Consider the following 24,943-nt stretch of genomic DNA (forward strand, 5'->3'; position numbering starts at 1 on the left):
GAGGAAATATGATGTATGATGTGGCAATAATTGGTGCAGGAGTTATTGGAAGCTCAATTTTTAGAGAATTAACAAAATATGATTTGAAAGTACTTATGCTAGAGAAAGAAAATGATGTATCAATGGGTACGTCAAAAGCAAATTCAGCAATAGTACATGCTGGCTATGATCCCAAAGAAGGAACATTAATGGCAAAGTACAATGTCAAAGGAAATGAAATGTTTGAAGATTTATGCAGGGAACTTTGTGTTCCATTTAAAAGGAATGGATCTTTAATCCTAGCATTTACAGAAGAAGATATGGAAACTGTAAAGAATTTATATGAAAATGGTGTTAAAAATAAAGTAAGAGGTCTTCAAATATTAAGCAGAGAAGAGGTTTTGGAAAAAGAACCCAATTTAAGTGAGAACATATTAGGTGCTTTATATGCTCCAACAGGAGGAATAGTTGGTCCATTTGAATATACAATAGCGTTGGCTGAAAATGGAGTAACAAATGGTGGAGAAATAAAGTTAAATAAAGAAGTTACAGGAATTGAAAAGAATAATACATTTAAGATTTCTACTAAAGATGGAGAAGTCATAGAAGCAAAATATGTTATTAATGCAGCTGGACTTTATGGAGAGGAAATTCATAACTTAATCTGTAAAGAAAGCTTCAAGATAATTCCAAGAAGTGGTCAATATTTTGTTTTAGATAAAAAACAAGGTGATCTAGTAAGCCATACAATTTTTCAATGTCCATCAAAAATGGGGAAAGGTATTTTAGTTACCCCAACTGTTCATGGAAACTTATTAGTTGGACCAGATGCAAGGGATATTTCTGATAAAGAAGATTTAAATACTACTAGTGATGGCTTAAATTTTGTGAGAGAAACATCAGGTCTTACTACAGAAAAGATTAACTTTAGAGATAGTATAAGAAACTTTGCAGGACTTAGAGCAAATTCAGATCGCAACGATTTCATTGTAGAAGAAAATGATGAAGTTAAAGGATTCATTGACGTTGTAGGAATGAAGTCCCCAGGACTTACATCAGCACCAGCTATAGCAGTTGATGTAGTTGAAATTCTAAAAAATAGCGGGTGTGAATTGAAGAAAAAAGAAAATTTCATAGGAAAAAGAGAACAAATTCACTTCATGGACCTTTCACCAGAAGAAAAGGCAGAATTAATAAAGAAAAATCCACACTATGGAAGAATGATTTGTAGATGTGAGAGCATAACTGAAGGTGAAATAATCGATGCAATAAATAGATGTTTTGGAGTACCTTCTTTAGATGGAATTAAGAGAAGATGCAGACCTGGTATGGGTAGATGCCAAGGAGGATTTTGTGGACCTAGGGTACAAGAAATAATATCAAGAGAATGTAATGTACCTCTTGAAGATATAGTTCAAGAAAAGAATGGTTCATATATCTTATTAGGAAAAACAAAGTAGGAGGCGTACGGTTATGGATTATGAATTAATAGTAGTAGGTGGAGGACCAGCAGGACTTGCTGCAGCATATGAGGCATATAATAATGGAATAAAGAACATATTGATTTTAGAAAGAGACAAAGAACTTGGCGGAATATTAAATCAATGTATTCATAATGGATTTGGTCTGCATACTTTTAAAGAAGAGCTTACAGGTCCTGAATATGCAGCTAGATTTATAGATTTAGTAGAAGAGACTGAAATTAAAGTAAAATTAGATACAATGGTACTAGATATAAGTGAAGGAATAGACGAAAAATCTAATGAAAAATATAAGGTAGTTCATGTTATTAATAGTGAAGAAGGATATATGGAATTAACATGTAAGGCATTAATACTTGCAATGGGATGTAGAGAAAGAACAAGAGGAGCTATAAATATTCCTGGTGCAAGACCTTCAGGTATATTTAATGCAGGAGCAGCTCAAAGATATATTAATGTAGAAGGCTATATGCCAGGCAAGGAAGTTGTTATATTAGGATCAGGTGATATAGGACTTATAATGGCAAGAAGAATGACACTTGAAGGTGCTAAAGTTAAAGCAGTAGTTGAGCTTTGCCCATATTCTAATGGATTAAACAGAAATATTGTTCAATGCTTGAATGACTATGATATTCCATTATACTTATCTCATACAGTTGTAGATTTAGTTGGAAAAACTAGATTAAAAAAAGTTATTATAGCTGAAGTTGATAGCAATAAACAACCTATAAAAGGAACAGAAATAGAATTTGATGCAGATACATTACTTCTTTCAGTAGGATTAATTCCAGAAAATGAACTATCGAGTAATGCTGGGATTAAAGGGGATAGAAGAACTAATGGATTAGAAGTTACAGAAAGTATGGAAACTTCTTTAGAAGGCGTATTTGCTTGTGGAAATGTTGTACATGTACATGATTTAGTTGACTTTGTAACTCAAGAATCTAAACATGCAGGAGCTTGTGCAGCAAAATATATTAAAGGGAAACTTAAAAAAGAAAGCTATGTTAATATAATAAACGGTCAAAATATTAATTATACAGTACCACAAAAAGTTGATATTGAGGCTGTAGATGATAAATTAACAGTATTTATGAGAGTAAATAATATTTATCATAATAAAGTTTTAACTGTAAAATGCAACGGCGAAGTTATAGCTAAATTCAAAAGAGAACATTTAGCACCATCAGAAATGGAAAAAGTGACTCTACCAAAAGTTTTATTAAATAAAGTAAAAGGCGATATGACAATATCTTTAGAGGATGGTGAATAAAATGGAAAAGGAAATAATTTGTATATGTTGTCCAAAAGGATGTCATTTAAAAGTAAATGCAGATGAAAATAAGGTTAGTGGTAATAGCTGTGAAAGAGGAGCTGAATATGGAATAAATGAAGTTACTAATCCAGTTAGAGTTATTACTTCTACTGTAAAAGTTGAAAATGGAGACTCGCCTGTAGTTCCAGTAAAGACTAAAAACCCAATTCCAAAAGCACTTAACTTTAAGTGCATGGAAGAAATAAATAAATGCACAGTTAAAGCACCAGTTAAAATTGGGCAAGTTATAATTGAAAATGTACTTGGGACAGGTGTAGATATAGTTGCTACTAAAAATGTAAAATAGGCTTATAAGATTTCTTGATTCAGATGAAGTGTTTTTAAGAAGAGGATAATATGAGTAATAGATTTATTTAATAAAAGAGAAATTCCAACAGAAAAATTTGAATTAAATAATAGAGCATAAAATACCAGTTATGATTAAATGACTAGTGTTTTATGCTCTATTATTATTTACTAGACTTGTGCAGTAAATAGGAAAAATTTAAGCTACTAGTCCTAATTTGGCAATAGTAGACTGTAAATCAATCCCGTTATCTGCACATTCATGTGCAAAAGAAACCATTTTTACCAAATAGTTGTTTCGGAAGTGTAATATTACATCTCCAATATTTTTAAATTTATATAATTTTCCACATTTGACTCTGAAAATCTCAAGAAAAGTATACGTTAAAAATATCATGCTCCAATATCTATGTATTGATTTTAAAGATTGAATTTGAAATTCATCAAAACCAAGAGCTGTTTTATGATATCTATAACTTACTTCAATATCCCAACGCTTTTCGTAATATGAAATTATGGTTTTATTATCGAGTGAAACATCCGTACTTATAATGAATGCTGGATTATCAGATAAATCGTTTTTAGTCCAGCTTATAAGTACAACTACATTCTCAATATCATTAAGTTTTCCTTCATATCTATAAACATAGTACTTGTTATTACTAGCGGTAACTAAGCTAGTCTCATTAGTCCTAATGTATGAAGAAAACTTTTTGACATTTGTTTTAATGCCAGCCGGATATATTACTCTGTTAGATTTTATTCTCCCTATAGTGTGACAACCATTTATTAAACCGTGAAGCAAAATTTTTGCTGAAGTATACCATGAATCAACTAGTAAATAATTGTTTTTAGTTACAGGAGTGAATTCATTAATCAGTTCCATCGCAAGTTCATTTTTATCTAGAAATTTTTTAGATAGTTTTTTACTCGATTCCTTTCGGTGATATTGTCTAAAATCTAAAGGTATAGAATAATCATTAATCTTATAATGCGATGTAACTAAGCAGTGTGACCATTTAGGTTTATTGCCATCAGCATGTGAATTGTGAAAATCTAAGCCTTCAATTTTTTTAGTTGAAGTATTTTTCTTAGTTAAGGTATCATCAATGATTAGGAATCCAACATCACTATCTTCACAAGTGTTGGAAATTTCAGATATTGCATGAAATATGCGTTCTTGCGTAACATATTCATGATTCCATGAATATGAACTTAGGAACCTTGAACCAGTACTTCGATCTCTATTGCATGTAATTTTATTATGAACAGATGAAATAGTTTTGCTTCCTTCTGTTACAATAATTCCAGATACTATATTTACCATATGATTCTTTATCGCAGAAGAATATGGCAGATTTAACTCTGAAATATAGTTGATAATTGTTTCATTTTGGTTTAATATTGTTGTCAGCATATAAATCTCCTTAGATTTGGTTTCGCAACAATAAATCTAGCATGTTTGAGGTTTATATGCTACTTTTTTATTTAAAATTATACTGGTAAAATATCAATAAAAATCCAATGGTAAATTTTCTTAAATTAATGCACAAGTCAAGTTATTTATTTATAAGGTTAAATGAAGATGGGATTTTTATTAATTTAGAGAAATAATTTTACAGCATAAATGAATAATGCAGAAAAAATTGCAGTGATTGGAATAGTTAATATCCATGCCCATACAATGCTTTTGGCTACTCCCCATTTTACACTTTTTAATCTTTTAGAGGCTCCAACTCCCATAATAGTAGTAGTTATTATATGAGTTGTACTTACAGGTGCCTTAAAAAATGTCGCACATAAAATCACCAGTGATGCACCAGTTTGTGCAGCAAAGCCATTTACAGGAGTAAGCTTTGTCATACCACTTCCCATAGTTTTGATTATTTTCTTTCCACCAATGGAAGTACCAAGTGCTAAAGATAATGCACATAAAAATACTACCCATACAGGAACTTTAAATGAACTTATTAGTCCTCCACTTAAGAGTGACATTGTTATTATTCCCATTGATTTTTGAGCATCATTTCCACCATGATTAAAAGCCATAAATGCACCTGCTAAAATTTGCAGTTTTAAAAAGATTTTATTAACGAGGTGTCTTTTACAATTTTTTAAAATGAAATTTAATATATTCATTATTATATATCCAACAAAAAAGCCAATTACAGGTGAAAGAAAAAGCCATAATACAACACTATGAAAGAGGTTATACCAGTTTATTACACTAAAAGAATTATTATATGCAATTCCACCGCCTAAAAGTGATCCAATAAGTGCATGAGAAGAACTGCTTGGAACTGCAAAATACCATGTGAGTATATTCCATACTATAGATACTATTAATACACACATAATAACCCACTGAGGGGTAACTGTATGACTTACAATATTATCACCTACAGTTTTTGCAACAGCAGTTCCTGTAAAAGCACCAAGAAAATTAAAAATACAGCAGATGATTATAGCATTTTTAGGAGTAAGTGCTCTTGTTGTAATTGAAGTAGCTACTGCAGTAGCTGTATCATGAAAACCATTTATAAAATCAAAGATAACTGCAAAAATAACTATTAATATAACAAGCATAAGAGAACTATGCATTTTTAATCACAACTCCCTCTATAATATTGGCGACTTTTTCACAATTATCAATTGTGTTCTCTGTAATTTGATATATTTCTTTTAACTTCATAATAGTAATAGGATCTTTTTCGTATCTGAATAATAGTGCAACAGCGTTTCTGAAGAGTTTATCCGCTTCATATTCTATTGAAGAAATATACCTGATTTTATCAAGAAGATTTTTTGATTTGCATCCATTTAATCTTATTTCATTCATTAAATCACAAAGACTTTCGGTGATATTTAACAAAAAATCAGAGGCTTGTATGATTTCAGAAGTAGCATTTGTTATGTCAAACATTATAAAACGGTGCATTATAGAATTAATACAGTCAAGTATATTATCCATTTCTTTTACTATTTCGTATATGTCTTCTCTGTCAATTGGGGTAATAAACGCCTCGTCCAATTCCTTGGTTAAGGTAAGGACTAAAGCATCACCTGCATCTTCAAGTGCAGTTGTTTTTTTTAATTGCTCTTCTTTTTTATCAAGACAATCTAAGCTACTTCTCAAAATTTTAGCAGATTCATGAACTGTATTAGCAGATTCTGACAACATATCGTAAAATTTATCTTCCTTATTATTGAATTTAAACATTATTCCACTCCTTTGGTGTTATTATTTTTATAAATATGTCAAAATAGAAAAAATTTTTACTCATTAGTAAATTATACAACTTTATTTACAAATATTAAATCGTTGTTAAGATTAATATTTTATTATTAAGAACATGTTAAGAAGAAAATAATATGGATTTAGTAGTTATTATATTTTTTTAAGTTTAGGTAAACTATTTTTCGGGTATGTATTTGTTACATTTACTTTTATAAATAATAAATTAAAAAAGTACTTGTAAAAAATTTTATTTAGTTCTATACTACTTAATATATAATATTTTTATAAGGCGTTTTTATAAAAGCTACGACTTATTAATGTCTTCAGAGAGCTGATGGATGGTGCAAATCAGTGATTATTGTAAGTCTTTCCACTTTTAGAGCTGCTGGTGATGAGTCAGAGGGTTATGCCCTTTATAGCATATTGAAGAGGTCGGTATATATTATATGCTGGCAATTTAGGTGGCAACGCGGATTTTTTCGTCCTATTTATAACTTTTAAGCTATAAATAGGACGTTTTTTATATAAACTAAAATAATCAATAGAATTTAAGATGAAATTTTGGAGGGAATTATGTTAGATTTAAAATTTGTTAGAGAAAATCCTGAAATTGTAAAACAAAATATTAAAAATAAATTTCAAGATTATAAGTTACCACTTGTAGATGAAATAATTGAGCTTGATAAGAAATCTAGAGAAGCGCAAACAGAAGCAGATAAATTAAGATCAAACAGAAAAACAGTATCTAAGCAAATCGGTGCATTAATGGCTCAAGGTAAAAAAGATGAAGCTGAAAAACTTAAAGAACAAGTAAATAAAGATGCAGAAACATTAGCAAAACTTGAAGCAGATGAAAGCAGACTTCAAGAAGAAGTAAAAGAAAGAATGATGAAGATACCAAACATCATCGATCCTTCAGTTCCAATAGGTAAAGATGATAGTGAAAATGTTGAAGTTGAAAAATTTGGGGAACCTAAAGTTCCTGACTTTGAAGTACCATATCATACAGAAATTATGGAAAAATTCAATGGAATAGATCTTGATAGTGCAAGAAAAGTTGCAGGTAATGGATTCTATTATTTAATGGGAGACATAGCAAGACTTCATTCGGCTGTAATTTCATATGCAAGAGACTTTATGATAGATAGAGGATTTACATACTGTGTACCTCCATTTATGATAAGAAGTAGCGTAGTTACTGGCGTTATGAGCTTTGAAGAAATGGATTCAATGATGTACAAAATTGAAGGTGAAGATTTATACTTAATTGGAACAAGTGAACACTCAATGATAGGTAAATTTATAGATACAATTCTTGATGAAAAAACTCTTCCTCAAACTTTAACAAGTTATTCACCTTGCTTTAGAAAAGAAAAAGGTGCTCATGGAATCGAAGAAAGAGGAGTTTATAGAATACATCAATTTGAAAAGCAAGAAATGATAGTTGTATGTAAGCCAGAAGAAAGCAAAGAATGGTTTGAAAAACTTTGGAAGAACACTGTTGATTTATTCCGTTCATTAGATATACCAGTAAGAACACTTGAATGTTGTTCTGGTGACTTAGCAGATTTAAAGGTTAAGTCAATTGACGTTGAAGCATGGTCACCAAGACAAAAGAAATATTTTGAAGTTGGAAGCTGTTCAAATCTTTCAGATGCTCAAGCTAGAAGACTTAAAATACGTATAAATGGTGAAGATGGAAAGAAATATTTCCCTCATACATTAAATAATACAGTAGTAGCACCACCAAGAATGCTTATAGCATTTTTAGAAAATAACTTAAATGAAGATGGAACTGTAAATATTCCAGAAGCATTAAGACCATATATGGGTGGAAAAAGTATTTTAAAGTAAGAAGAAAATAAAATTTAGACATTTCGTTTTTAATGGCATTTGTACATTAAATTAGGAACCATATCAGAGGAATATGCAAATTCTAATCTGATATGGTTCCTTTTTTAGAAAGAAAAAATAGTTTATTCATTATTATTTATTTCAGATGCATAGTAATCTATTTTATCATTTAGCTTTTTCATGTGGTTATTAAGAGTATTAATTTGAGATTCAAGAAAAGATTTGTGTTCTATTAACATGTTCATTTGAGTTTTCATAGTAGATTTGCCAATGGCACGTAATTTTGCATATTGCTGAATATCTTTTATAGGCATGCCAGTATCTTTTAATCGGTGAATGAATTCTATCCATCTTAGATTATCCTCAGTATAATATCTTCTTTCATTACTTTTTCGATTAGGAGTTATTAATTGTTCTTGTTCATAATAGCGTAATGTATAAATGCTTAAATTTGTTAGTTTTGAAAATTCACCAATTGAATAAGTCATTGAAAACTTGAGTTTCAAATACAAAAAATGTTGTGTATTTAATGAAGCTAGCTGGCATTGAAATTGAAAATAAATAGGTGAAAGTTATTATAAAGTGATTAGAAAATAATGTTTTGGAAATAGATTTAATAAAGACATTATTTTGGAGGGTTAGTCATGGTAAATGAGCTTTATATAACAATATTTAAATTAATATGTATCACAGGTATTTCTCTTTTATTAGCAATGATTAGTGAGATTTGTACATTAATTGTGTATATGAGAAAATTAAATGAACATATGAAAAAAGCAGTTGTAGTTAATTATAGGCAAAATCATAATTGGGTATCTAATGGTAATAATTAATTAAAGTATAAAAATTCTAAAATTCCTAAATTTTTAAGAATTTTAGAATTCATATTCTTAAGAATTTACTTATTTAGCTGAAATTAAGTGAGATATTAAAATAAAAAGATACGTAATGCATAACGGGCTTGCATTACATATCTTTTTTTATCCTAATTTAAAAATGATCAGCAAATATAAATGCTTTATCATTACTACTGTTTATACCTATGGCAATAATATTGAAAATGAGATTAAAAAAAGAGAATAAAAATAAATGCGATTTTGAAATAGAAATTCAAGTGATATTCAAATTAACAATATAACACTAGTTATGCTGAAATTAATTCTAAGAAATATGTTATAATTTCAGCTTTTATTGAAGCAGAATATACTGATGCATCAACATTGACTTTCACTCATAAAACATGGAACTATATTCATGATGAGCAAGATAAGAGGATTATAGGCTTGTAGCATACTCACCCTAATTAGGGGGGGGTATCCAATTATTATATATTTATCCACATTTTTTAAACCTCCAATGGCAAATAGCGTATGTTGTTGATCTTATAGCAGAAACAAGAGGGGGCAATGGAAAAACTATAGTTAGGGAAAATTGATAAAAAATCAACTCCAAATTATCTTAGCAAGCATAATATATTTATAAAGTATTTAAATATGGTGTATGGAGGCTTAATGAAGAAATATATTAAAAAAGCTATGCTTAAATTTGATGGCGACCTTGAAATCTTAAAAAATCCAAGCTATATAGTTATTCATCATACTGGAGAAATAGGATGGGATGTTTATAAAACTCATGAATACCATAAATCCTTGGGATGGAAAGGGATTGGATATAACTATTTTATAGAAGAGGATGGACGAATAATAGAAGGAAGAGGAATGCATGTAGGAGCTCATACTAAAGGGCTGAATAATATATCAATAGGAATTTGTATGTCAGGAAATTTTGATTTGAATTATCCTTCAGAAGAACAAAGAAAATCCTTGTATAGACTATGTAAAATATTTATGAATAAATATAGTATACCAATAGATAAAGTTATAGGTCATAGGGAAGTTGAAGGCGTAAATAAAAGTTGCCCAGGATACAATTTTGATATGAATAAATTTAGAGAAAGTTTATCTAGTACTTTTCATAAAATGATAAAGGCTTTGATAACAGTATAATAAATTATTCTATAACACAACATTCTTATAATAAATATTATCTCCATAGCTATGCAAATAATAATCCATCTATTTATGTAGTTGATGCGATGCCAAGACAATAGACATTAATCATTACGCATGTGAAAAATTGTTAGATTATATAAAAGTATGTGAAGCACGTTCAGTATTCAAAAGAGATGTTAATCTTAATAAGGGTGACAAGATAATGAAATTAATTACATGTACTTATGAGACTGATAATTCACATACTCTAGTTAAAACAAAACTTATTAATTAGAGTTCTTTAACCAATTAAAATATTGAATAAACTGAATTAAATTAAGGAAATATAGAAATAGCAAAAGAATTTATATATCTGAATTAATAGCCTAAACAATTAGTTATAATAATTATTAATTATGGTATTAGGCTATGTTGGTGATTTCTAATGCTTTAATAAAGAAGAACATAAAAATAAAGATAGGAGTGGAAATAGTTATGGGAAATAATATGGATATTGAATATCCAATGTTTTGTTATCAGTGTGAGCAAACAGCAGGGGGAAAAGGGTGCACTAAGCTTGGCGTATGCGGCAAAACACCAGAAGTTGCAAACCTTCAGGATTTATTGATATTTCAGATAAAAGGAATAAGTTGCTATGCAAATGAAATAATTAATAAAGGTGAAAATGTAGATAAATCAATAGTTAGTTTTATTGAAAACAGCTTATTTACAACACTTACAAATGTCAATTTTGATGCTGATGTTCATGTTGAAATGCTCAAACAGTCTCAAAAAATAAAAGATGAATTAAAAAAGAAAGTTGGAAAAATTAAAAATGATACTGCGCATGTTACATATACCCTAAGCGACAGCAAGTCTGAGATGCTTAAGGATTCAAAAATAGCAGGAATTATGTATGATAAAGAGTTAGACCCTGACATACGTTCACTAAGGCAGACTATAGTATATGGATTAAAAGGAATAAGTGCATATGGACATCAGGCAAGGGAACTTGGATATTATGATGATGAAGTTGATAACTTTTATGTGAGGGCTCTTGAAGCAGTATGTGATGACAATTTAACTGTTGAAGACCTTATAAGATGGACTATGAGAACAGGTGAAATGAGCATTGCTGTAATGAAAAAATTAGATGAAGCTAATACTACTGTTTATAAAAATCCAGAACCTCATAAGGTTAATGTACATATTAAAAAAGGTCCTTTTATAATAGTCTCAGGACATGATTTGAAGGATTTGGAGATGATTCTTGAGCAGACAGAAGGTAAGGGCATAAATATATATACTCATGGAGAAATGTTACCTTGTCATGGATATCCTGAACTAAAAAAATATAAGCATCTTGTAGGAAACTATGGAGGAGCATGGCAGGACCAACAGAAAGAATTTGACAACATTCCAGGATGTATTTTAATGACTACAAACTGTCTGATGAAGCCAAGAGATTCTTACAAAGATAGAATATTTACCACCAATGTAGTGGGATGGGACGGAGTGCAATTTATAGGCAAAAATGAAAATGGTCAGAAAGATTTTACTCCAATAATAGAAAAAGCTTTAGAACTTGGAGGATTTAAGGAAGATCAAGAGCCACATGAAATACTTGTAGGTTTTGGTCATCATGCAACATTAAGTCATGCAGAAGAAATTGTTAGTGCAGTTAAAGACGGCAAAATAAGGCACTTCTTTGTAATAGGTGGATGTGATGGTGCTAGGCCAGGAAGAAATTATTATACTGAATTTGCTACTAAGGTTCCAGAAGACTGTATTATCTTAACACTTGCATGTGGCAAATATAGATTTAATAAGATTAATTTTGGGGAAGTTGCAGGGCTTCCAAGACTTCTTGATGTTGGTCAATGTAATGATGTATATTCTGCAGTGAGAATAGCAACAGTACTTGCAGATGCATTTGAAACTGATGTAAACAGCTTACCACTTTCTATAATATTATCATGGTATGAACAAAAAGCTGTTGCAGATTTGCTTGCACTATTATCCTTAGGAATAAAGGGGATGTATATAGGACCATCACTTCCAGCATTCTTTAGTCCAAATGTTCTTCAATATTTAGTTGATACATTTGACTTAAAGCCAATAAGTATACCAGATGATGATTTAAAATCATGTCTAAAACAAGAAATTTAAAATAATGAAGAATAATAGCATTATTAGATAAATAAAAATATCTGATAATGCTTTTTTATACTAAAAGTTAATAAACGAAAGAGTAAAACAAAAGATTTTATTCATATAAACTTAGTTAAAATATAATATATAACTAAAATTAAATATTATCTGAAAAATTAAAGTGAAATGGTATAATACAACGATAATTATATAGAATATACGTTTATAAATTAATTAAATGAAGTATTTTAATTAAATAGCATATGTAATAGAAAGGAGTATTAGAAATGAACAAACTGAAATTTATAGGAAGAGGCTCTGGATATAATGTGAAAGAAGGAAATACAAGTGCATACATTATAAAGAATGAAGTTCTTCTTTTAATTGATTGCGGAGAGGGCGTTTTTTAAAGAATTATTGAAACTAACTTGATTGATGGCATAAAGGAAATACGCATACTTATTACTCATATGCATGGTGATCATGTGGGATCACTAAGCAGTTTTGTTGGATTTTGTTTTTGGAAATATCATATATGCAGTAAAATATATTTCCATGAGAAAAGTGTTTTAAAACAGTTCTTAGAATTAACATCTATGTGTGAAGGAGAAAGCTTTATAATTGATGATTGTAAAAATGTCAAAATAGATAAATTAGGGCTAGAATTTTCAGCATCACTAACTAAACATAATAAAAGAATTAACACCTATTCTTATACACTAAAATTTGATGAAGGTAATGATATTTTTTATAGTAGTGATACATATGAAACAAATTTTGATATTGTACCATTTTTAAAAGACGGTAATATAGTATATCATGATACATGCTTAAATGATTGTGAAGGTAATGTTCATACTTCACTAAGGGTATTATGTGAAAAGGTTCCAAGAGAACTAAGGAAAAATGTTTATTGCATACATATTGATGGGGAAAATTTCATTGAAGTAGCTGAAAATGAAGGGTTTAATGTTCCACATATTTTAGTTTGATTAATTTTAAAGAGGTGAATTCCAATTAATAAGATAGATTTACAGACTAATTCTATTATATCTGACGGAACATCAGCACTAGAAGAACTTATACACGATCTCTAATTGAAAATGTAAAAGCATCATCCTAATACAAACTATATTATTTGTAGCATTAGATATGAGCTATCTCGAAATTTACATAATGATTACAGTATTCTTTTTTAGTAAAGATATAGTTGATAAACATCAATTATTGTAGCTTTAGTGGCTGCTTATCTTTGTTTTAAAGAACATAATTAATATATTTTTCATATTATGTAACAAGGAGGAGAGAGTTATGTCTAAAGTATGGAAATGGTGCTTAGAGGAAGATGGAAAACTGTTAAAAGGATGGCAGCAAGTAGAGAATAATTGGTACTATTTATATCCTAATGGAACTATGGCTATAGGATGGGCTCAAGTAGAAAGTAGATGGTTTTATTTAAATAAAGATGGTGTAATGCAGAAAGGCTGGTTACAGGATAAAGGAGAATGGTATTATCTTGAGGAGAAATCTAATGGGCATCAGGGAGAAATGTATGTAGATGGTGCTTATATAATAGATGGCAAGTCCTATAAATTCAATTCAAATGGTGTATGGATAAAAGATAGCTTAGTTACTAAGGAGCAATTAAATGCTGTTGGATGGAAAAATGTAAGTGATTTTGTAGTGAAAGATTTAAATAACTGTCTACAAAAATTTAATATTAATACACCAGAAAGGATAAGACATTTTATAAGTCAGTGCAGCCATGAGAGTGCTTGTGGAATTTATACGAAAGAATTAGCTTCGGGACAGGCTTATGAAGGAAGAAGAGATTTAGGAAATGCACAAACAGGTGATGGAAAAAAGTATAAAGGTGCAGGCTATTTACAGTTAACTGGACGTTCTAATTATCAAGCTCTAGCAAACTATTTACCAGACCAATTTGTTATGAAAGGTGTAGACTATGTTGCTGATAATTATCCATGGACTAGTGCAGGGTTTTGGTGGTATAAAAACAACATGAATACTGTATGTGATAAAGGAGCAGACTGCATAACCATAACTAAAAAAGTTAATGGCGGGACTAATGGATTGGCTGACAGGCAACGTTATTATGACTTATGCTGCAATATATTTAAATAGAATCTGTTATAATATTTATAGCTAGAAAGAGTATATGCAAATTAATATGAACTATAAAATTTAGAAAACAACTAGAAGCAGTATGTAGTTTGATGTGGTCTTCTTTATAATGGACATTTAAAATAATAAAAATGTTTATTATGAAGAAGACCATATTTTTATTAGAGGAAAGTAAAAGGTACATTAACTTTCTCATTTATATAATGATGTACAACACACTTTAATAGAATTATAATGTAATTATGTAATTTGTTAGAAATGTTAATTTTAAATTGAAACGCAAATTTAACTGATAAGGGAGAATATATAAATGAAAATTGAGATAAAGGATTTGATTATTCGTAATTTTGAATTGAGTGACGAGAAGGATTTATGCGAATATATGATGCAGCGAGTTAATGCAGAATTTGAGTCATATCCAGATTTTACTTTAGAGAAGGAGAAAAAAGAGATAGAATTCAGATCACAAAGCGATGAATTCTATGCAATTGAGTTGAAAAAAGAACATAAGGTTATTGGAAATATTTATTTAGGAAAAAGGGATTTTAAGGCAAGAGAACTTGGATATGTTTTAAATGAGAACTATCAGAATAAGGGATATGGAAGTGAGGCCAGCAAAGCGGTAATAGAATATATGTTTAATAAAGGTATTCATCGTATTTATGCAGAATGTGCTCCTCAAAACATACCTTCATGGAAGGTTATGGAGAAAATTGGTATGAATCGTGAAGCATATTTTAGAAAAAACGTTTCTTTTCATAAAGATGCTAATGGACATCCTATATACTGGGATACTTATGTATATGCAATATTAAATTCATGTGAAGAATCGGAATGTGATTGATAAATTTCAATAAGTGAAGTAGATTGAAAAGTTGTAATTTGAATTGGAGAGTGATTTATGAATTATGAAGAAATAAAATATAAATTAAATAATGTTTATTTTATCAATGGTACTGCTTATGCTGGTAAATCAACTATTGTAAAAATGATATCAGATAGATTAGGTCTTTATTTTTGTGGTGAAAATTATAATCTTGATAAAGTTCTAAGAAAAGTAAAACCTAAAGAATACCCCAATTTATGTTATTTTAAAACTATGAAAAGTTGGGAGGAATATGTATCTCGAACACCAGAAGAGTATGATGCATGGATTGCAGGTGGACAAGTTGAAATTACTCCTTTTGAAATTGAAGATTTAATAGAATTATCAAAAAATCAGAAGGTTGTTGTTGATACTAATATTCCAGTGGATATTTTACATAAAATATCAGATTATAATCATGTGGGTATCTTATTATCACCACAGTGTATGTCTGTAGATGAATTTTTTAATAGAAAAGATCCAGACAAATTATTTATTCTTGATCAAATAATGAAAACAGAAAATCCAGAACTAAATTTAGAGAATTTTAAGAAATGCATTAAAAAAGTAAATAGTTTAGAGCACTATAATGATTTTTTGAATAGTGGATTTAAATGTTTTATTAGAAAAGAAAATAGCAATTTAGAAGATAGATATAATCAAATTATTAAACACTTTAAATTAGTATAGAAAGATTTAGTTTACTAACATACAAATCTCGATTTGTCGCTCAGATATAGTATATGCCTCTGAAAGTGGTGGTATAGTTTTTTTATATCACCACACCTTAGAGAATAAGGTGGAAATAAATTTATCAAAAATACTGAAATGGAGTTTTGGATACTAATATAAAGTATTTATGATATATAATTATAAATATAAATTGTTTTTAATTTTTAATAAATAATTGATAGAAAGTGTACTGCTATGAAGATTGATAGGTTGTTAGGAATATTAAATATACTAGTTAATACAGATAGAATTACAATAAAAGAGCTGGCAGAAAGATTTGAAGTTTCTAAGCGTACAATTTTTCGTGATTTAGATACATTAAATAAAGCTGGAATTCCTATAGTTACATATTCAGGTATTGGTGGAGGAGTATCAGTTGTTGAAGGATATAAATATAAAAAAAGCATTTTTTCTAGGAATGATATAAAAAATATTTTTACTGCACTTTCTGGATTGATGAGCATTAATAAAAATAATGACTTAATAAATCTTATGGCAAAGATAATACCAGAAGAAACAAAGACTATATTTTCAGAAAGTGACTATTTAATTGATTTATCATCATGGTTTAAAGATAGTATTACACAGGAAAAGGTTTTACATTTGCATGAAGCAATAGAAAATCACAAATGTACTTGTATTGAATATATTTCTAAAAACTCTAGAAAAATGAGAATTGTTCATCCATATAAACTTGTTTTTAAGCAATCATATTGGTATTTATATGGCTTTTGTGAGGAAAATAATGAATTTCGTTTGTTTAAGGTCAATAGAATTGTTTCATATAAAATTTTAAATATAAATTTTAATTACAAGTCAATTGAAAAAATTGACTTTAGGAATGATTTTGGTGCTGATTTATTTCATCCAGAAGATTCAAGAATATTATATAATGTTGCTTTAGAGTATGACGTTATTAATGAGTTTTTTTTAACAGATAAAATTGATGCGAAATTTTTTCATAGGAATAGCAATGAAGAAAATGGGTTCATAATATTTCAAGTAAGTGATTTAGATTGGACAGCAGATTTGGTTATAACCATGCAGGATAAAGTTAAAGTTATATCGCCACTACAATTAAAAGAAAAAGTAAAATTACGAATAAAAAATATGAATGAAATTTATAAAGATGACATATAGGTGTCATCTTTTTTTATATACAATATTTAAGAAAGGATGTGCTGAATAATGAAAAAAGAAATACTTACATTTATTTTTGATGGATATGCTGACTGGGAGAGTGCTTATATATGCTCTGAACTTAATGCAGCAGAAACAGATTATGTTGTTAAAACTTTAAGTTTTGATAAAGAACCTAAGATATCAATGGGAGGTTTTCACACTATTCCTGATTATTCTATAAATGATTATCATAAGGATTTTGCAATACTCATATTAATTGGGGGCTATGCATGGATAGAAAATAAAAATAATGATATTAAACCTATAGTTGATTATGCAGTTGACCATAATATTCCAGTAGCAGCAATTTGCGGTGCAACCTTTTTTATGGGCGAAAATGGTTATTTGGATAATAGAAAACATACAAGCAATACATTAGAGTTTTTGAAGTCGCAATCTCCTCATTATAAAGGTGAGAATAATTATGTTGAAAAACAAGCAGTGAGTGATTGTAATGTTATTACTGCCAATGGAACAGCAACATTAGAATTTGCTAAAGAAATTATGTTATATCTGAAAGCTAAACCCGTAGATAAGATCAATGAATGGTATGAATTTAATAAATTAGGCTTTTATAAAAAGTAAAGCATTTAGGGTGAATAATATCTATTTGATTAAATTTATTGTGATAATGTTGACTATATTGCTAGTTATAGTACAGACAATTAGAAATTTGCTTTTTATTTATGATTATGTAGGCTAGAGGGAATAGGGGGAGATTTATTTGGATATTATTAATGCAATATTAACGAGGTCTAGCTACAGGGGAAAATATATGGATACTATAGTTCCCAGGAATGATTTGAAAAAGATTATGGAAGTAGGGTTAGCTGCACCTTCTGGATGTAATAAACAAACAACAAGTCTAATTGCAATTGATGATGTACAAATTTTAAATAAATTACATAGTGTAGTAAATTCATCTATATGTGAAACCGCTCATGCAATGATTTGTGTATTAACAAAAAGAATATGTTCATATAGAGGTAAATGTTATAATATTCAAGATTATTCAGCCGCGATTGAAAATATGCTACTTGCATGTGTTGAGCTAGGGGATCAGAGCTGTTGGATTGAAGGAATTATAACTGATTCAGATAATATCAGAAGACAAATGGCAAAGATTGTGAGTGTACCAGATGAAAATGAATTAGTTTGCTTTTTGCCTGTTGGAGTTGCATCAGAACCTCTTACTAACTTGAGTAAGAAAGTGGGTAGAAAAAGAGCCTGGTTTAATGAATTTAATAAAGATAGCAAAGAAGGAAATTTATAAAATGCCATCAAAAGCTATTGTGTGAAAAATAAAAAAACATGAGCAATTTACATACGTAAATGCTCATGTTTTCTATAATGGTGACCCATACGGGAATCGAACCCATGATTCCACCGTGAGAGGGTGGCGTCTTGACCGCTTGACCAATGGGCCTCAGAACATTTAATAGTATACTCTTATTTTTTATCAATGTCAAATTATTCTTCATATATTATTAGATAGGATAATATTAAAATTATGTATTAATAGGTGTATAATGTTATTTTGTTATATAAGTAAAAATATACTATATTTATAATACAAAAAAGCAAATTATAGACAAATGTCTCAAATTATTAAAGAAAAAATTAAATAATTATGAATAAATTGTAATTTAAGGACAAAATTCCTATACTTATATTGAGATATATAATATAATAATAGTGAAGCAAATATATTAAAGTAAGAATAAACTAACAACTTAAAAATTCAAAACCCTATAATGAACAGGAAGATATGGAATCTTATTCTATATCTTTTTGCCATATATAAAATAATAAATTAGAAGGTAGACATAATTTATGAAAAATGAATGTATTATTGAGCTATTTAATATATTAGAAGCAAATCCCATAATATATGAGATGATTAAACAATGTCCATATGAAATTTTAAAAAATATTTCTGTAAAAGAATATAAAGAAGAGGAGTTTGTACTAGAACAAGGAGATAAGCAAGAATCATTTTACATAATAGTTGAGGGGATATTTGATATTTATACAGTTTCTGAATCAGGGAAGAAATATTTAATTCAAACATATACTAATGGGGATTATATTGGTGAGCTAGAAATTTTTGATAATAAGCCATATGTATCTAGTGTTAAAGCAAGAAGCAGTTCAAAATTAATTGAGATTAAAAGAAATGATTTTTTAAAATGGATAGATATAGATAAAAATTTTAGTCAATATTTAATGCGTACACTATGTAAAAGCACGTATGTTTTGTGTGAGAATACTAGCAATAATACATTATATACATTAAAACAAAGGATATGCCAATATTTAATAGACAGTATAAATAAATCATGTGAATCAGATGAATTTTGCATAAAAATTAAAACTGATAATTTGGGAGATAAAATGGGGGTGACTCAGAGAAGCATAAACAGAGTGTTAAAGCAATTAAAAGAAAATAGAGTTATAGATATTCAAAACTCAAATGTTATAGTAAAAGATTATGAATTATTAATTAACCAAAGAGATTTATAAAGCATGTACAAGCTTGAAGAGGAGCTGAGATAAAAATGAAAGAAAATAACTTATTACAACCACATATACGTTGTGGCATAAAAGACAGTGCAAAATATGCACTTTTGCCTGGAGATCCTAAACGTATTGATAGAATTAAAGAATTTTTAACAGATACAAAGGAGATTTCTTATAATCATGAGCACAGAAGTATTTCTGGATACTATAAAGGAATAAAGATAATAGCAGTATCCACAGGAATGGGTGGAGCTTCAACTGGAATTGTAGTTGAAGAATTATACAATATAGGGGTTGAAGTCATGATAAGAATAGGGAGCTGTGGTGCATTAGACTCAAATATTAACTTAGGAGACATTATTCTCGTTAATGGTGCAGTAAGAGATGAAGGGGCATCAAAAGCTTATATAGAATCCATATATCCAGCCATTCCAGACTTTGACGTACTGCTTAGTACCTGTGAAGCAGCCAAGGAGAAGAAGTATAGATATTTTATTGGAAAAGCACGAAGTCATGATAGTTTTTATACAGATGAAGAAGAAACAATTGATGAATATTGGTCATCAAAAGGAATATTAGGAGCTGATATGGAAACAGCAGCATTATTTACAATAGGTGCTTTAAGAGGGGGAAAAACAGCTTCTATTTTAAATAATGTTTCAGAATATAAAAAAGATTTGAAAGATGAAGTCAATAATTATGTTGAAGGTGAAAATTTAGCTATTGATGGAGAAAAGAGAGAAATAATTGTAGCACTTGAAGCTATAGTAAAATTAAATAATAAGTTTTTAAAGTAATAACTTTACATAATAAGGGTTTTGATATATCCTGTATATACAGGAGTAAACACAATATAATTTAATATTAAAATGGAGGAATAAAATTATGAAAAAAAATAGTATGTGGTCATTTAAGCTTAATACAGCTGCATTGGTTCTTATTCCAGCTGCTGTAGGTATCAATTATTTAGGAAAACTTTTTGCAGGGTTATTAAAATTACCACTATGGCTGGATTCAATTGGTACATGCCTTGCTGCAGTCTTAGCAGGACCAATAGCAGGAGCAATTTGTGGTGCTGTAAATAATATTATTTACGGGCTTACTATGGATCCAATATCTACAGTTTATGCATTAACTAGTGCATTTATAGGTGTAGCAGTTGGTGTATGTGCTTATAAAGGAAACATGAAAAATATTAAGGGTGCAATAATAACAGGACTCATTGCAGGACTTGTTGCAGTTGTTATATCTACACCTCTAAATATGATTTTCTGGGGTGGAACAACAGGAAATGTATGGGGAGATGCAGCATATGCATGGGGAATAGCAAATAACTTACCAGCATTTTTAGCATCAGCAATAGATGAAATCATAGTAGATTTACCAGATAAAATAGCTACATTATTGATAGTTTTTGTTATATACAAAGGACTTCCAAAAACTCTAACTTCACTTTATAAAAATAGCGAAGAGATTGAAAGTTTAGATGAAGAAGAAAATCATTTAGAAAATATGTAATCATAGATTTTTTACATATTATCTTTTGAATATATGTAAAAATTAAAAAACTTCTCTATGGAAGGAGAGTAAGCATAAGTGAAAAGCATAAGCTTATATGAAGATAAAAAGTCAATCATAAATATACTAGATCCTATGAGTAAAATTATATATATTATAACAGCACTTATAGTACCATTTTTTATTGGCTCTAAAATAGCCAGTGTAATTTTTATAGGAATGAGTATAATTATATTATTGATAGGCAAAGTACTAAAGAAAGTAGTACCTATATTAGGATTCTCATCTATTGTAGTTTTATCAGTATTTATTATTCAAGGTTTATTTCGCTCAGGCAATGTAAATCCTTTATTCGCAATAGGACCAGCAGTATTTTATAAAGAAGGATTAATATTTGCACTTGACATAGGGATAAATATATTAAACATTTTATTAAGCTTTTGTATATTAGTTCTTACAACAAATCCATCAGATTTAATAGAGTCATTTGTTAGAATAGGTTTATCACCAAGAATAGGATATGTATTTATTTCTGTATTTCAAATAATACCACAAATGACAGAAACAATGGCGACTATCACAGATGCTCAACGCAGCAGGGGGATGGAAACGGATGGAAATCTTATTACACGTGTAAAAGCATTTTTTCCTCTAATATCTCCTGTCGTAATGAGTTCTTTAATAAATACAAAAGAGCGTGCAATAGCACTTGAAGTAAGGGGATTTAACGCAAAAGAAAAGAAGACATTTTTAAATGAAGAAGTTAAAACAAAAGGTGATATTTTTATAAAAATAATTTTAATATTAACAATTATAATATCAATTATTTGGAGGGGATATTTATGGCTAAAATAGTTGTAGAAAATTTGAAATATAAGTATCCTCTTTCAGAAAAATTAGTTCTTGATAATGTATCTTTTGAAGTAAATCCAGGAGAATTTATAGGTATTATAGGAAGAAATAATTCTGGTAAGAGTACATTATGCCAAGCTTTAGTTGGTCTTGTACCTAATTTTTATAAAGGGGCATATGGTGGAAAGGTAATTATTGATGATATTGAGGTAGCTAAAAGTGATACTTCTGAAATGTGTAAAAAGGTTGGAATTGTGTTTCAAAATCCATTTAATCAAGTAACTGGTTCAAAAATGACTGTGTATGAAGAAATAGCTTTTGGTCTTGAAAATTTAGGGATAAAGAGAGATGAGATGATAGAACGCATTGATGAAGCAATGGAACTTTTGGATATTAGTAAATATAAAGATAGAAATCCATTTGATTTATCAGGTGGTCAAATGCAAAGGATGGCTATAGCAAGTATTATTGCAATGAAACCAGAAATTATTATTTTGGATGAACCAACTTCACAACTTGATCCACAAGGAAGTGAAGAAGTGTTTAGAGCAGTTCAAGCTTTAAGCAAAAAAGGAATATCAATAATTATGGTAGAACATAAAATAGAAAAAATTGCAGAATACAGTGATAAAGTTTTATTACTTAATGATGGAAAACTAATAGATTTTGATATTCCAGAAAAGATATTCTCAATGGATAACCTTATGGAATATGGAATAAAGCCTCCGATATTTACAGAAGTCTGCAGAGAACTTGGTTTTTATGATAAGGAAACAAATCTATATCCAGTAACTCTAAAGCAAGCAGAAAAAATTCTTTCATGTAAGAAAATGGAGGAACTATAGATGAATAAAATTGATATAAAAAACTTATCATTCTCATACACAAAGGATGAACAGATTTTAAAAGATATATCTTTGATAATTGATAAAAGAAGCACAGCAATAGTTGGGCAAAATGGTGCAGGAAAAACAACTTTTGTTAAATTATTAAAAGGTTTATTAAAGCCAACACAAGGGGACATACTTTTAAATGATAAAAGTATAAAAGAAATGACAGTGGCACAAATAGCAAAACATGTTGGGATGGTATTTCAAAATCCTAATGATCAGATATTTAAGAACAAAGTGATTGATGAGGTAATGTTCGGACCGCTAAATATAGGAATGCCGCATGAAAAGGCATTAAAGTTTTCTAAAGATGCCTTAGAAATGGTTGGATTAAGTGAGAAATTAGAAAGCAATCCTTATGATTTAGGAATTTCAGACAGAAAATTAATTACAATAGCTTCTGTTTTAGCAATGGATACTGAAGTTGTTATATTTGATGAGCCAACAATAGCTCAAGATTACTATGGAAAAGAAAAAATAAAATCTATAATAAAACATCTAAGAGAAAATGATAAAATAGTAATAACAATTATTCATGATATGGATTTTGTAGCAGAAAACTTTGAGAGAACAGTGGTTTTCGCAAAAGGAAAAATACTGTTAGATTCAGATACTAGAGAAGTTTTTTCTCAAAAGGAGATTTTAGAAAAAGCATATCTAGAACAGCCTCATATTACAAAGCTATGTTATGAATTAGGCTATGATAAAACATTTTTAAACGCTGAGGAATTTATTCAATATAGAAAAAATATAAATTTATAATTTTTAAATCTTTAACATCTATAAATAACTATTCCTTAATTTAAAAATATATTTATGTATAGTGACAATAATACCGATGCTCTGAAGTTAGATGAAACAAAGAAATAAAGCTCTTATGTGTGCGGTGTCTTGCATTCAAAAATTGAGCTTTAGAATTCTTCATGTAGACTTGTTCCACAATTGTTTGTCCAAGGCATATTAAAGGAAACATCTTCATCGGTAGATGAAGATAGGCTATACTGCTAAGTTTGTAACTCACTAAGCATTATATGCCTTGGAGCAAACATTTGTGGGTGCAAGTCTGCATGTTTGAATTCTTAGCTTCATTTTTGTAGCAAGCGAGCACCACATAAGAGCTTTATTTCGGTTATTCACACTAAACTCAGTACGTCCTTTATTTATTTAACCATTCTACTAGAGCTTCATTTTCATAAGCAACTTCAGATGGATCTATTTTTGTTACTAATAATATATCACCAGCATTGCTTACACTTTTTAGTTCTTCATACATTTCTTTTGCCGATAAATCGCTTTTAACAACAAATGATTCAGGCATAACTTGAGCCCATGCTCCAAAAGATCTTATTTTAGCTGTTATTTTTAATTCGCTATCAATTTCTTCTTCATCATGATGATGTTCATGATCGTGATTACATCCACATGAAGTTTTTTCATCATTGTGACTATGATCATGTCCACAATTACATGAATCATTATGTGAATGATTATGTTCATGTTCATGGTCATGATCTCCACAGCCACATCCTCCAGTTGTATCGCTTATAAAATATGTAATGTTATATATTGCCATATGCTTTCTCCTTAAATTTAATAAGTATTATTATAATATTTCTACTATAACTTAAATTATACATGTATAAATGAGAAAGTAAATCAATTATTTCAAAATAGAAAAATACAGTAAGATAAAAAACAAATAAAAATATAACAACATTCGTGTTTTTGCTTTTGAATATTAATTTTTTGCAAAAAATATTGTCAAATATAATGAAATACGCTAGAATATATCTATAAATAAGAATAATAAATATAAAAAACATATTAATATTCACTTGTATAAATTCTGCAATAAGGGTGGAATGTTTCTACCGAGCTACCGTAAATTGCTCGTGGCTATAAGTGTCTACTAAGCATTTGACTTTAA

At 29.0% G+C, this 24,943-nt stretch carries 26 protein-coding genes, 1 tRNA gene and 1 riboswitch; of the genes, 21 read left to right on the forward strand and 6 right to left on the reverse strand.

Annotated elements, in window-relative coordinates; genetic code table 11:
• The first annotated feature begins 11 nt into the window (after positions 1–11).
• Genes CNEONATNEC86_RS07440 through CNEONATNEC86_RS07450 form a run of 3 tightly spaced genes read left to right on the forward strand, consistent with a single transcriptional unit; the run spans position 12 to position 3,082 of the window.
• Complete coding sequence (locus tag CNEONATNEC86_RS07440; protein ID WP_125148945.1) at positions 12–1,439, forward strand: NAD(P)/FAD-dependent oxidoreductase; 1,428 nt, start codon at positions 12–14, stop codon at positions 1,437–1,439.
• A 13-nt stretch (positions 1,440–1,452) separates the two neighbouring features.
• Positions 1,453–2,733 carry an NAD(P)/FAD-dependent oxidoreductase gene (locus CNEONATNEC86_RS07445; protein ID WP_125148794.1) on the forward strand — a complete coding sequence of 427 codons (1,281 nt, stop codon included), beginning with the start codon at positions 1,453–1,455 and terminating at the stop codon, positions 2,731–2,733.
• A 1-nt stretch (position 2,734) separates the two neighbouring features.
• Positions 2,735–3,082 carry a DUF1667 domain-containing protein gene (locus CNEONATNEC86_RS07450; RefSeq protein ID WP_058294617.1) on the forward strand — a complete coding sequence of 116 codons (348 nt, stop codon included), beginning with the start codon at positions 2,735–2,737 and terminating at the stop codon, positions 3,080–3,082.
• A gap of 198 nt (positions 3,083–3,280) precedes the next feature.
• Here the strand turns inward: CNEONATNEC86_RS07450 and CNEONATNEC86_RS07455 are convergent, their stop codons facing one another.
• From CNEONATNEC86_RS07455 to CNEONATNEC86_RS07465, 3 genes are all read right to left on the reverse strand, one after another.
• Positions 3,281–4,498 (reverse strand): IS701 family transposase, encoded by a 1,218-nt coding sequence (locus tag CNEONATNEC86_RS07455; protein ID WP_159115980.1) that lies wholly within the window; start codon positions 4,496–4,498, stop codon positions 3,281–3,283.
• Positions 4,499–4,683: 185 nt separating this feature from the next.
• Positions 4,684–5,682, reverse strand: coding sequence for an inorganic phosphate transporter (locus CNEONATNEC86_RS07460; protein WP_125148795.1), 999 nt, complete (start codon positions 5,680–5,682; stop codon positions 4,684–4,686).
• Complete coding sequence (locus CNEONATNEC86_RS07465; protein ID WP_058294619.1) at positions 5,675–6,301, reverse strand: DUF47 domain-containing protein; 627 nt, start codon at positions 6,299–6,301, stop codon at positions 5,675–5,677. The genes CNEONATNEC86_RS07460 and CNEONATNEC86_RS07465 overlap by 8 nt, the downstream gene beginning before the upstream one ends.
• A gap of 591 nt (positions 6,302–6,892) precedes the next feature.
• Here CNEONATNEC86_RS07465 and serS point away from each other — a divergent pair.
• On the forward strand, positions 6,893–8,173 hold the full coding sequence (serS, locus tag CNEONATNEC86_RS07470; protein WP_058294620.1) for a serine--tRNA ligase: 1,281 nt from the start codon (positions 6,893–6,895) through the stop codon (positions 8,171–8,173).
• Positions 8,174–8,295: 122 nt separating this feature from the next.
• Here the strand turns inward: serS and CNEONATNEC86_RS07475 are convergent, their stop codons facing one another.
• Positions 8,296–8,661 carry a MerR family transcriptional regulator gene (locus CNEONATNEC86_RS07475; RefSeq protein WP_125148797.1) on the reverse strand — a complete coding sequence of 122 codons (366 nt, stop codon included), beginning with the start codon at positions 8,659–8,661 and terminating at the stop codon, positions 8,296–8,298.
• A gap of 156 nt (positions 8,662–8,817) precedes the next feature.
• Here CNEONATNEC86_RS07475 and CNEONATNEC86_RS07480 point away from each other — a divergent pair, with 156 nt between their 5' ends.
• The 11 genes from CNEONATNEC86_RS07480 (at position 8,818) to CNEONATNEC86_RS07525 (ending at position 18,509) form a co-directional block, all read left to right on the forward strand.
• Complete coding sequence (locus CNEONATNEC86_RS07480) at positions 8,818–9,006, forward strand: hypothetical protein (RefSeq protein ID WP_058294623.1); 189 nt, start codon at positions 8,818–8,820, stop codon at positions 9,004–9,006.
• A gap of 678 nt (positions 9,007–9,684) precedes the next feature.
• A complete protein-coding gene (locus tag CNEONATNEC86_RS07485; RefSeq protein ID WP_058294624.1) occupies positions 9,685–10,179 on the forward strand; it encodes a peptidoglycan recognition protein family protein in 495 nt (164 codons plus the stop codon).
• A gap of 480 nt (positions 10,180–10,659) precedes the next feature.
• Positions 10,660–12,333 carry a hydroxylamine reductase gene (gene hcp, locus CNEONATNEC86_RS07490; RefSeq protein ID WP_200848511.1) on the forward strand — a complete coding sequence of 558 codons (1,674 nt, stop codon included), beginning with the start codon at positions 10,660–10,662 and terminating at the stop codon, positions 12,331–12,333.
• 269 nt (positions 12,334–12,602) lie between these two features.
• Complete coding sequence (locus CNEONATNEC86_RS21800; RefSeq protein ID WP_276508210.1) at positions 12,603–12,725, forward strand: hypothetical protein; 123 nt, start codon at positions 12,603–12,605, stop codon at positions 12,723–12,725.
• A gap of 18 nt (positions 12,726–12,743) precedes the next feature.
• Positions 12,744–13,307 carry an MBL fold metallo-hydrolase gene (locus CNEONATNEC86_RS07495; RefSeq protein WP_276508211.1) on the forward strand — a complete coding sequence of 188 codons (564 nt, stop codon included), beginning with the start codon at positions 12,744–12,746 and terminating at the stop codon, positions 13,305–13,307.
• Positions 13,308–13,626: 319 nt separating this feature from the next.
• A complete protein-coding gene (locus CNEONATNEC86_RS07500; protein WP_159135794.1) occupies positions 13,627–14,457 on the forward strand; it encodes a glycoside hydrolase family 19 protein in 831 nt (276 codons plus the stop codon).
• A 310-nt stretch (positions 14,458–14,767) separates the two neighbouring features.
• A complete protein-coding gene (locus CNEONATNEC86_RS07505; protein WP_159135795.1) occupies positions 14,768–15,301 on the forward strand; it encodes a GNAT family N-acetyltransferase in 534 nt (177 codons plus the stop codon).
• A gap of 57 nt (positions 15,302–15,358) precedes the next feature.
• On the forward strand, positions 15,359–16,012 hold the full coding sequence (locus tag CNEONATNEC86_RS07510) for a hypothetical protein (protein WP_159135796.1): 654 nt from the start codon (positions 15,359–15,361) through the stop codon (positions 16,010–16,012).
• A gap of 237 nt (positions 16,013–16,249) precedes the next feature.
• Positions 16,250–17,194, forward strand: a complete 945-nt coding sequence (locus CNEONATNEC86_RS07515; RefSeq protein ID WP_159135797.1) for a helix-turn-helix transcriptional regulator — start codon at positions 16,250–16,252, stop codon at positions 17,192–17,194.
• Positions 17,195–17,242: 48 nt separating this feature from the next.
• Complete coding sequence (locus tag CNEONATNEC86_RS07520) at positions 17,243–17,821, forward strand: type 1 glutamine amidotransferase family protein (protein WP_159135798.1); 579 nt, start codon at positions 17,243–17,245, stop codon at positions 17,819–17,821.
• Between the two features lie 139 nt (positions 17,822–17,960).
• Positions 17,961–18,509 carry a nitroreductase family protein gene (locus CNEONATNEC86_RS07525; RefSeq protein WP_276508212.1) on the forward strand — a complete coding sequence of 183 codons (549 nt, stop codon included), beginning with the start codon at positions 17,961–17,963 and terminating at the stop codon, positions 18,507–18,509.
• A 78-nt stretch (positions 18,510–18,587) separates the two neighbouring features.
• On the opposite strand, the gene CNEONATNEC86_RS07530 is transcribed toward CNEONATNEC86_RS07525, so the two are convergent.
• Positions 18,588–18,662 (reverse strand) — tRNA-Glu (locus CNEONATNEC86_RS07530).
• Positions 18,663–19,069: 407 nt separating this feature from the next.
• Here CNEONATNEC86_RS07530 and CNEONATNEC86_RS07535 point away from each other — a divergent pair.
• From CNEONATNEC86_RS07535 to CNEONATNEC86_RS07560, 6 genes are all read left to right on the forward strand, one after another.
• Positions 19,070–19,759, forward strand: a complete 690-nt coding sequence (locus CNEONATNEC86_RS07535) for a Crp/Fnr family transcriptional regulator (protein ID WP_159115988.1) — start codon at positions 19,070–19,072, stop codon at positions 19,757–19,759.
• 35 nt (positions 19,760–19,794) lie between these two features.
• Positions 19,795–20,553 carry a nucleoside phosphorylase gene (locus tag CNEONATNEC86_RS07540; protein WP_159135800.1) on the forward strand — a complete coding sequence of 253 codons (759 nt, stop codon included), beginning with the start codon at positions 19,795–19,797 and terminating at the stop codon, positions 20,551–20,553.
• A gap of 88 nt (positions 20,554–20,641) precedes the next feature.
• On the forward strand, positions 20,642–21,274 hold the full coding sequence (locus CNEONATNEC86_RS07545) for an ECF transporter S component (protein ID WP_125148833.1): 633 nt from the start codon (positions 20,642–20,644) through the stop codon (positions 21,272–21,274).
• Positions 21,275–21,352: 78 nt separating this feature from the next.
• Positions 21,353–22,129, forward strand: a complete 777-nt coding sequence (locus CNEONATNEC86_RS07550; protein WP_058294637.1) for an energy-coupling factor transporter transmembrane component T — start codon at positions 21,353–21,355, stop codon at positions 22,127–22,129.
• Positions 22,117–22,971 (forward strand): energy-coupling factor ABC transporter ATP-binding protein, encoded by an 855-nt coding sequence (locus CNEONATNEC86_RS07555; RefSeq protein ID WP_058294638.1) that lies wholly within the window; start codon positions 22,117–22,119, stop codon positions 22,969–22,971. Before CNEONATNEC86_RS07550 ends, CNEONATNEC86_RS07555 begins: the two co-directional genes overlap by 13 nt.
• Positions 22,972–23,778 (forward strand): energy-coupling factor ABC transporter ATP-binding protein, encoded by an 807-nt coding sequence (locus CNEONATNEC86_RS07560; protein WP_159135801.1) that lies wholly within the window; start codon positions 22,972–22,974, stop codon positions 23,776–23,778.
• Between the two features lie 394 nt (positions 23,779–24,172).
• Here the strand turns inward: CNEONATNEC86_RS07560 and CNEONATNEC86_RS07565 are convergent, their stop codons facing one another.
• The gene (locus CNEONATNEC86_RS07565) at positions 24,173–24,589 is read right to left on the reverse strand and encodes a hypothetical protein (RefSeq protein ID WP_058294640.1); all 417 of its coding nucleotides are present in this window, start codon (positions 24,587–24,589) and stop codon (positions 24,173–24,175) included.
• Positions 24,590–24,831: 242 nt separating this feature from the next.
• Positions 24,832–24,935: riboswitch (purine riboswitch) on the forward strand.
• Positions 24,936–24,943 lie beyond the last annotated feature (8 nt).

Source organism: Clostridium neonatale, from assembly GCF_900465025.1.
Taxonomy (GTDB): domain Bacteria; phylum Bacillota; class Clostridia; order Clostridiales; family Clostridiaceae; genus Clostridium; species Clostridium neonatale.

Excerpts from the sequence above, each read along its gene's own strand:
- CNEONATNEC86_RS07475 (WP_125148797.1), bottom strand. The coding sequence starts at position 8,661 with ATGACTTATTCAATTGGTGAATTTTCAAAACTAACAAATTTAAGCATT.
- CNEONATNEC86_RS07545 (WP_125148833.1), top strand. The coding sequence starts at position 20,642 with ATGAAAAAAAATAGTATGTGGTCATTTAAGCTTAATACAGCTGCATTG.
- CNEONATNEC86_RS07450 (WP_058294617.1), top strand. The coding sequence starts at position 2,735 with ATGGAAAAGGAAATAATTTGTATATGTTGTCCAAAAGGATGTCATTTA.
- CNEONATNEC86_RS07515 (WP_159135797.1), top strand. The coding sequence starts at position 16,250 with ATGAAGATTGATAGGTTGTTAGGAATATTAAATATACTAGTTAATACA.
- CNEONATNEC86_RS07440 (WP_125148945.1), top strand. The coding sequence starts at position 12 with ATGTATGATGTGGCAATAATTGGTGCAGGAGTTATTGGAAGCTCAATT.
- CNEONATNEC86_RS07455 (WP_159115980.1), bottom strand. The coding sequence starts at position 4,498 with ATGCTGACAACAATATTAAACCAAAATGAAACAATTATCAACTATATT.
- hcp (WP_200848511.1), top strand. The coding sequence starts at position 10,660 with ATGGGAAATAATATGGATATTGAATATCCAATGTTTTGTTATCAGTGT.
- CNEONATNEC86_RS07555 (WP_058294638.1), top strand. The coding sequence starts at position 22,117 with ATGGCTAAAATAGTTGTAGAAAATTTGAAATATAAGTATCCTCTTTCA.
- CNEONATNEC86_RS07520 (WP_159135798.1), top strand. The coding sequence starts at position 17,243 with ATGAAAAAAGAAATACTTACATTTATTTTTGATGGATATGCTGACTGG.
- CNEONATNEC86_RS07560 (WP_159135801.1), top strand. The coding sequence starts at position 22,972 with ATGAATAAAATTGATATAAAAAACTTATCATTCTCATACACAAAGGAT.
- CNEONATNEC86_RS07565 (WP_058294640.1), bottom strand. The coding sequence starts at position 24,589 with ATGGCAATATATAACATTACATATTTTATAAGCGATACAACTGGAGGA.
- CNEONATNEC86_RS07510 (WP_159135796.1), top strand. The coding sequence starts at position 15,359 with ATGAATTATGAAGAAATAAAATATAAATTAAATAATGTTTATTTTATC.
- CNEONATNEC86_RS07465 (WP_058294619.1), bottom strand. The coding sequence starts at position 6,301 with ATGTTTAAATTCAATAATAAGGAAGATAAATTTTACGATATGTTGTCA.
- CNEONATNEC86_RS07500 (WP_159135794.1), top strand. The coding sequence starts at position 13,627 with ATGTCTAAAGTATGGAAATGGTGCTTAGAGGAAGATGGAAAACTGTTA.
- CNEONATNEC86_RS07540 (WP_159135800.1), top strand. The coding sequence starts at position 19,795 with ATGAAAGAAAATAACTTATTACAACCACATATACGTTGTGGCATAAAA.
- CNEONATNEC86_RS07445 (WP_125148794.1), top strand. The coding sequence starts at position 1,453 with ATGGATTATGAATTAATAGTAGTAGGTGGAGGACCAGCAGGACTTGCT.
- serS (WP_058294620.1), top strand. The coding sequence starts at position 6,893 with ATGTTAGATTTAAAATTTGTTAGAGAAAATCCTGAAATTGTAAAACAA.
- CNEONATNEC86_RS07460 (WP_125148795.1), bottom strand. The coding sequence starts at position 5,682 with ATGCATAGTTCTCTTATGCTTGTTATATTAATAGTTATTTTTGCAGTT.
- CNEONATNEC86_RS07505 (WP_159135795.1), top strand. The coding sequence starts at position 14,768 with ATGAAAATTGAGATAAAGGATTTGATTATTCGTAATTTTGAATTGAGT.
- CNEONATNEC86_RS07485 (WP_058294624.1), top strand. The coding sequence starts at position 9,685 with ATGAAGAAATATATTAAAAAAGCTATGCTTAAATTTGATGGCGACCTT.
- CNEONATNEC86_RS07480 (WP_058294623.1), top strand. The coding sequence starts at position 8,818 with ATGGTAAATGAGCTTTATATAACAATATTTAAATTAATATGTATCACA.
- CNEONATNEC86_RS21800 (WP_276508210.1), top strand. The coding sequence starts at position 12,603 with ATGAACAAACTGAAATTTATAGGAAGAGGCTCTGGATATAATGTGAAA.
- CNEONATNEC86_RS07535 (WP_159115988.1), top strand. The coding sequence starts at position 19,070 with ATGAAAAATGAATGTATTATTGAGCTATTTAATATATTAGAAGCAAAT.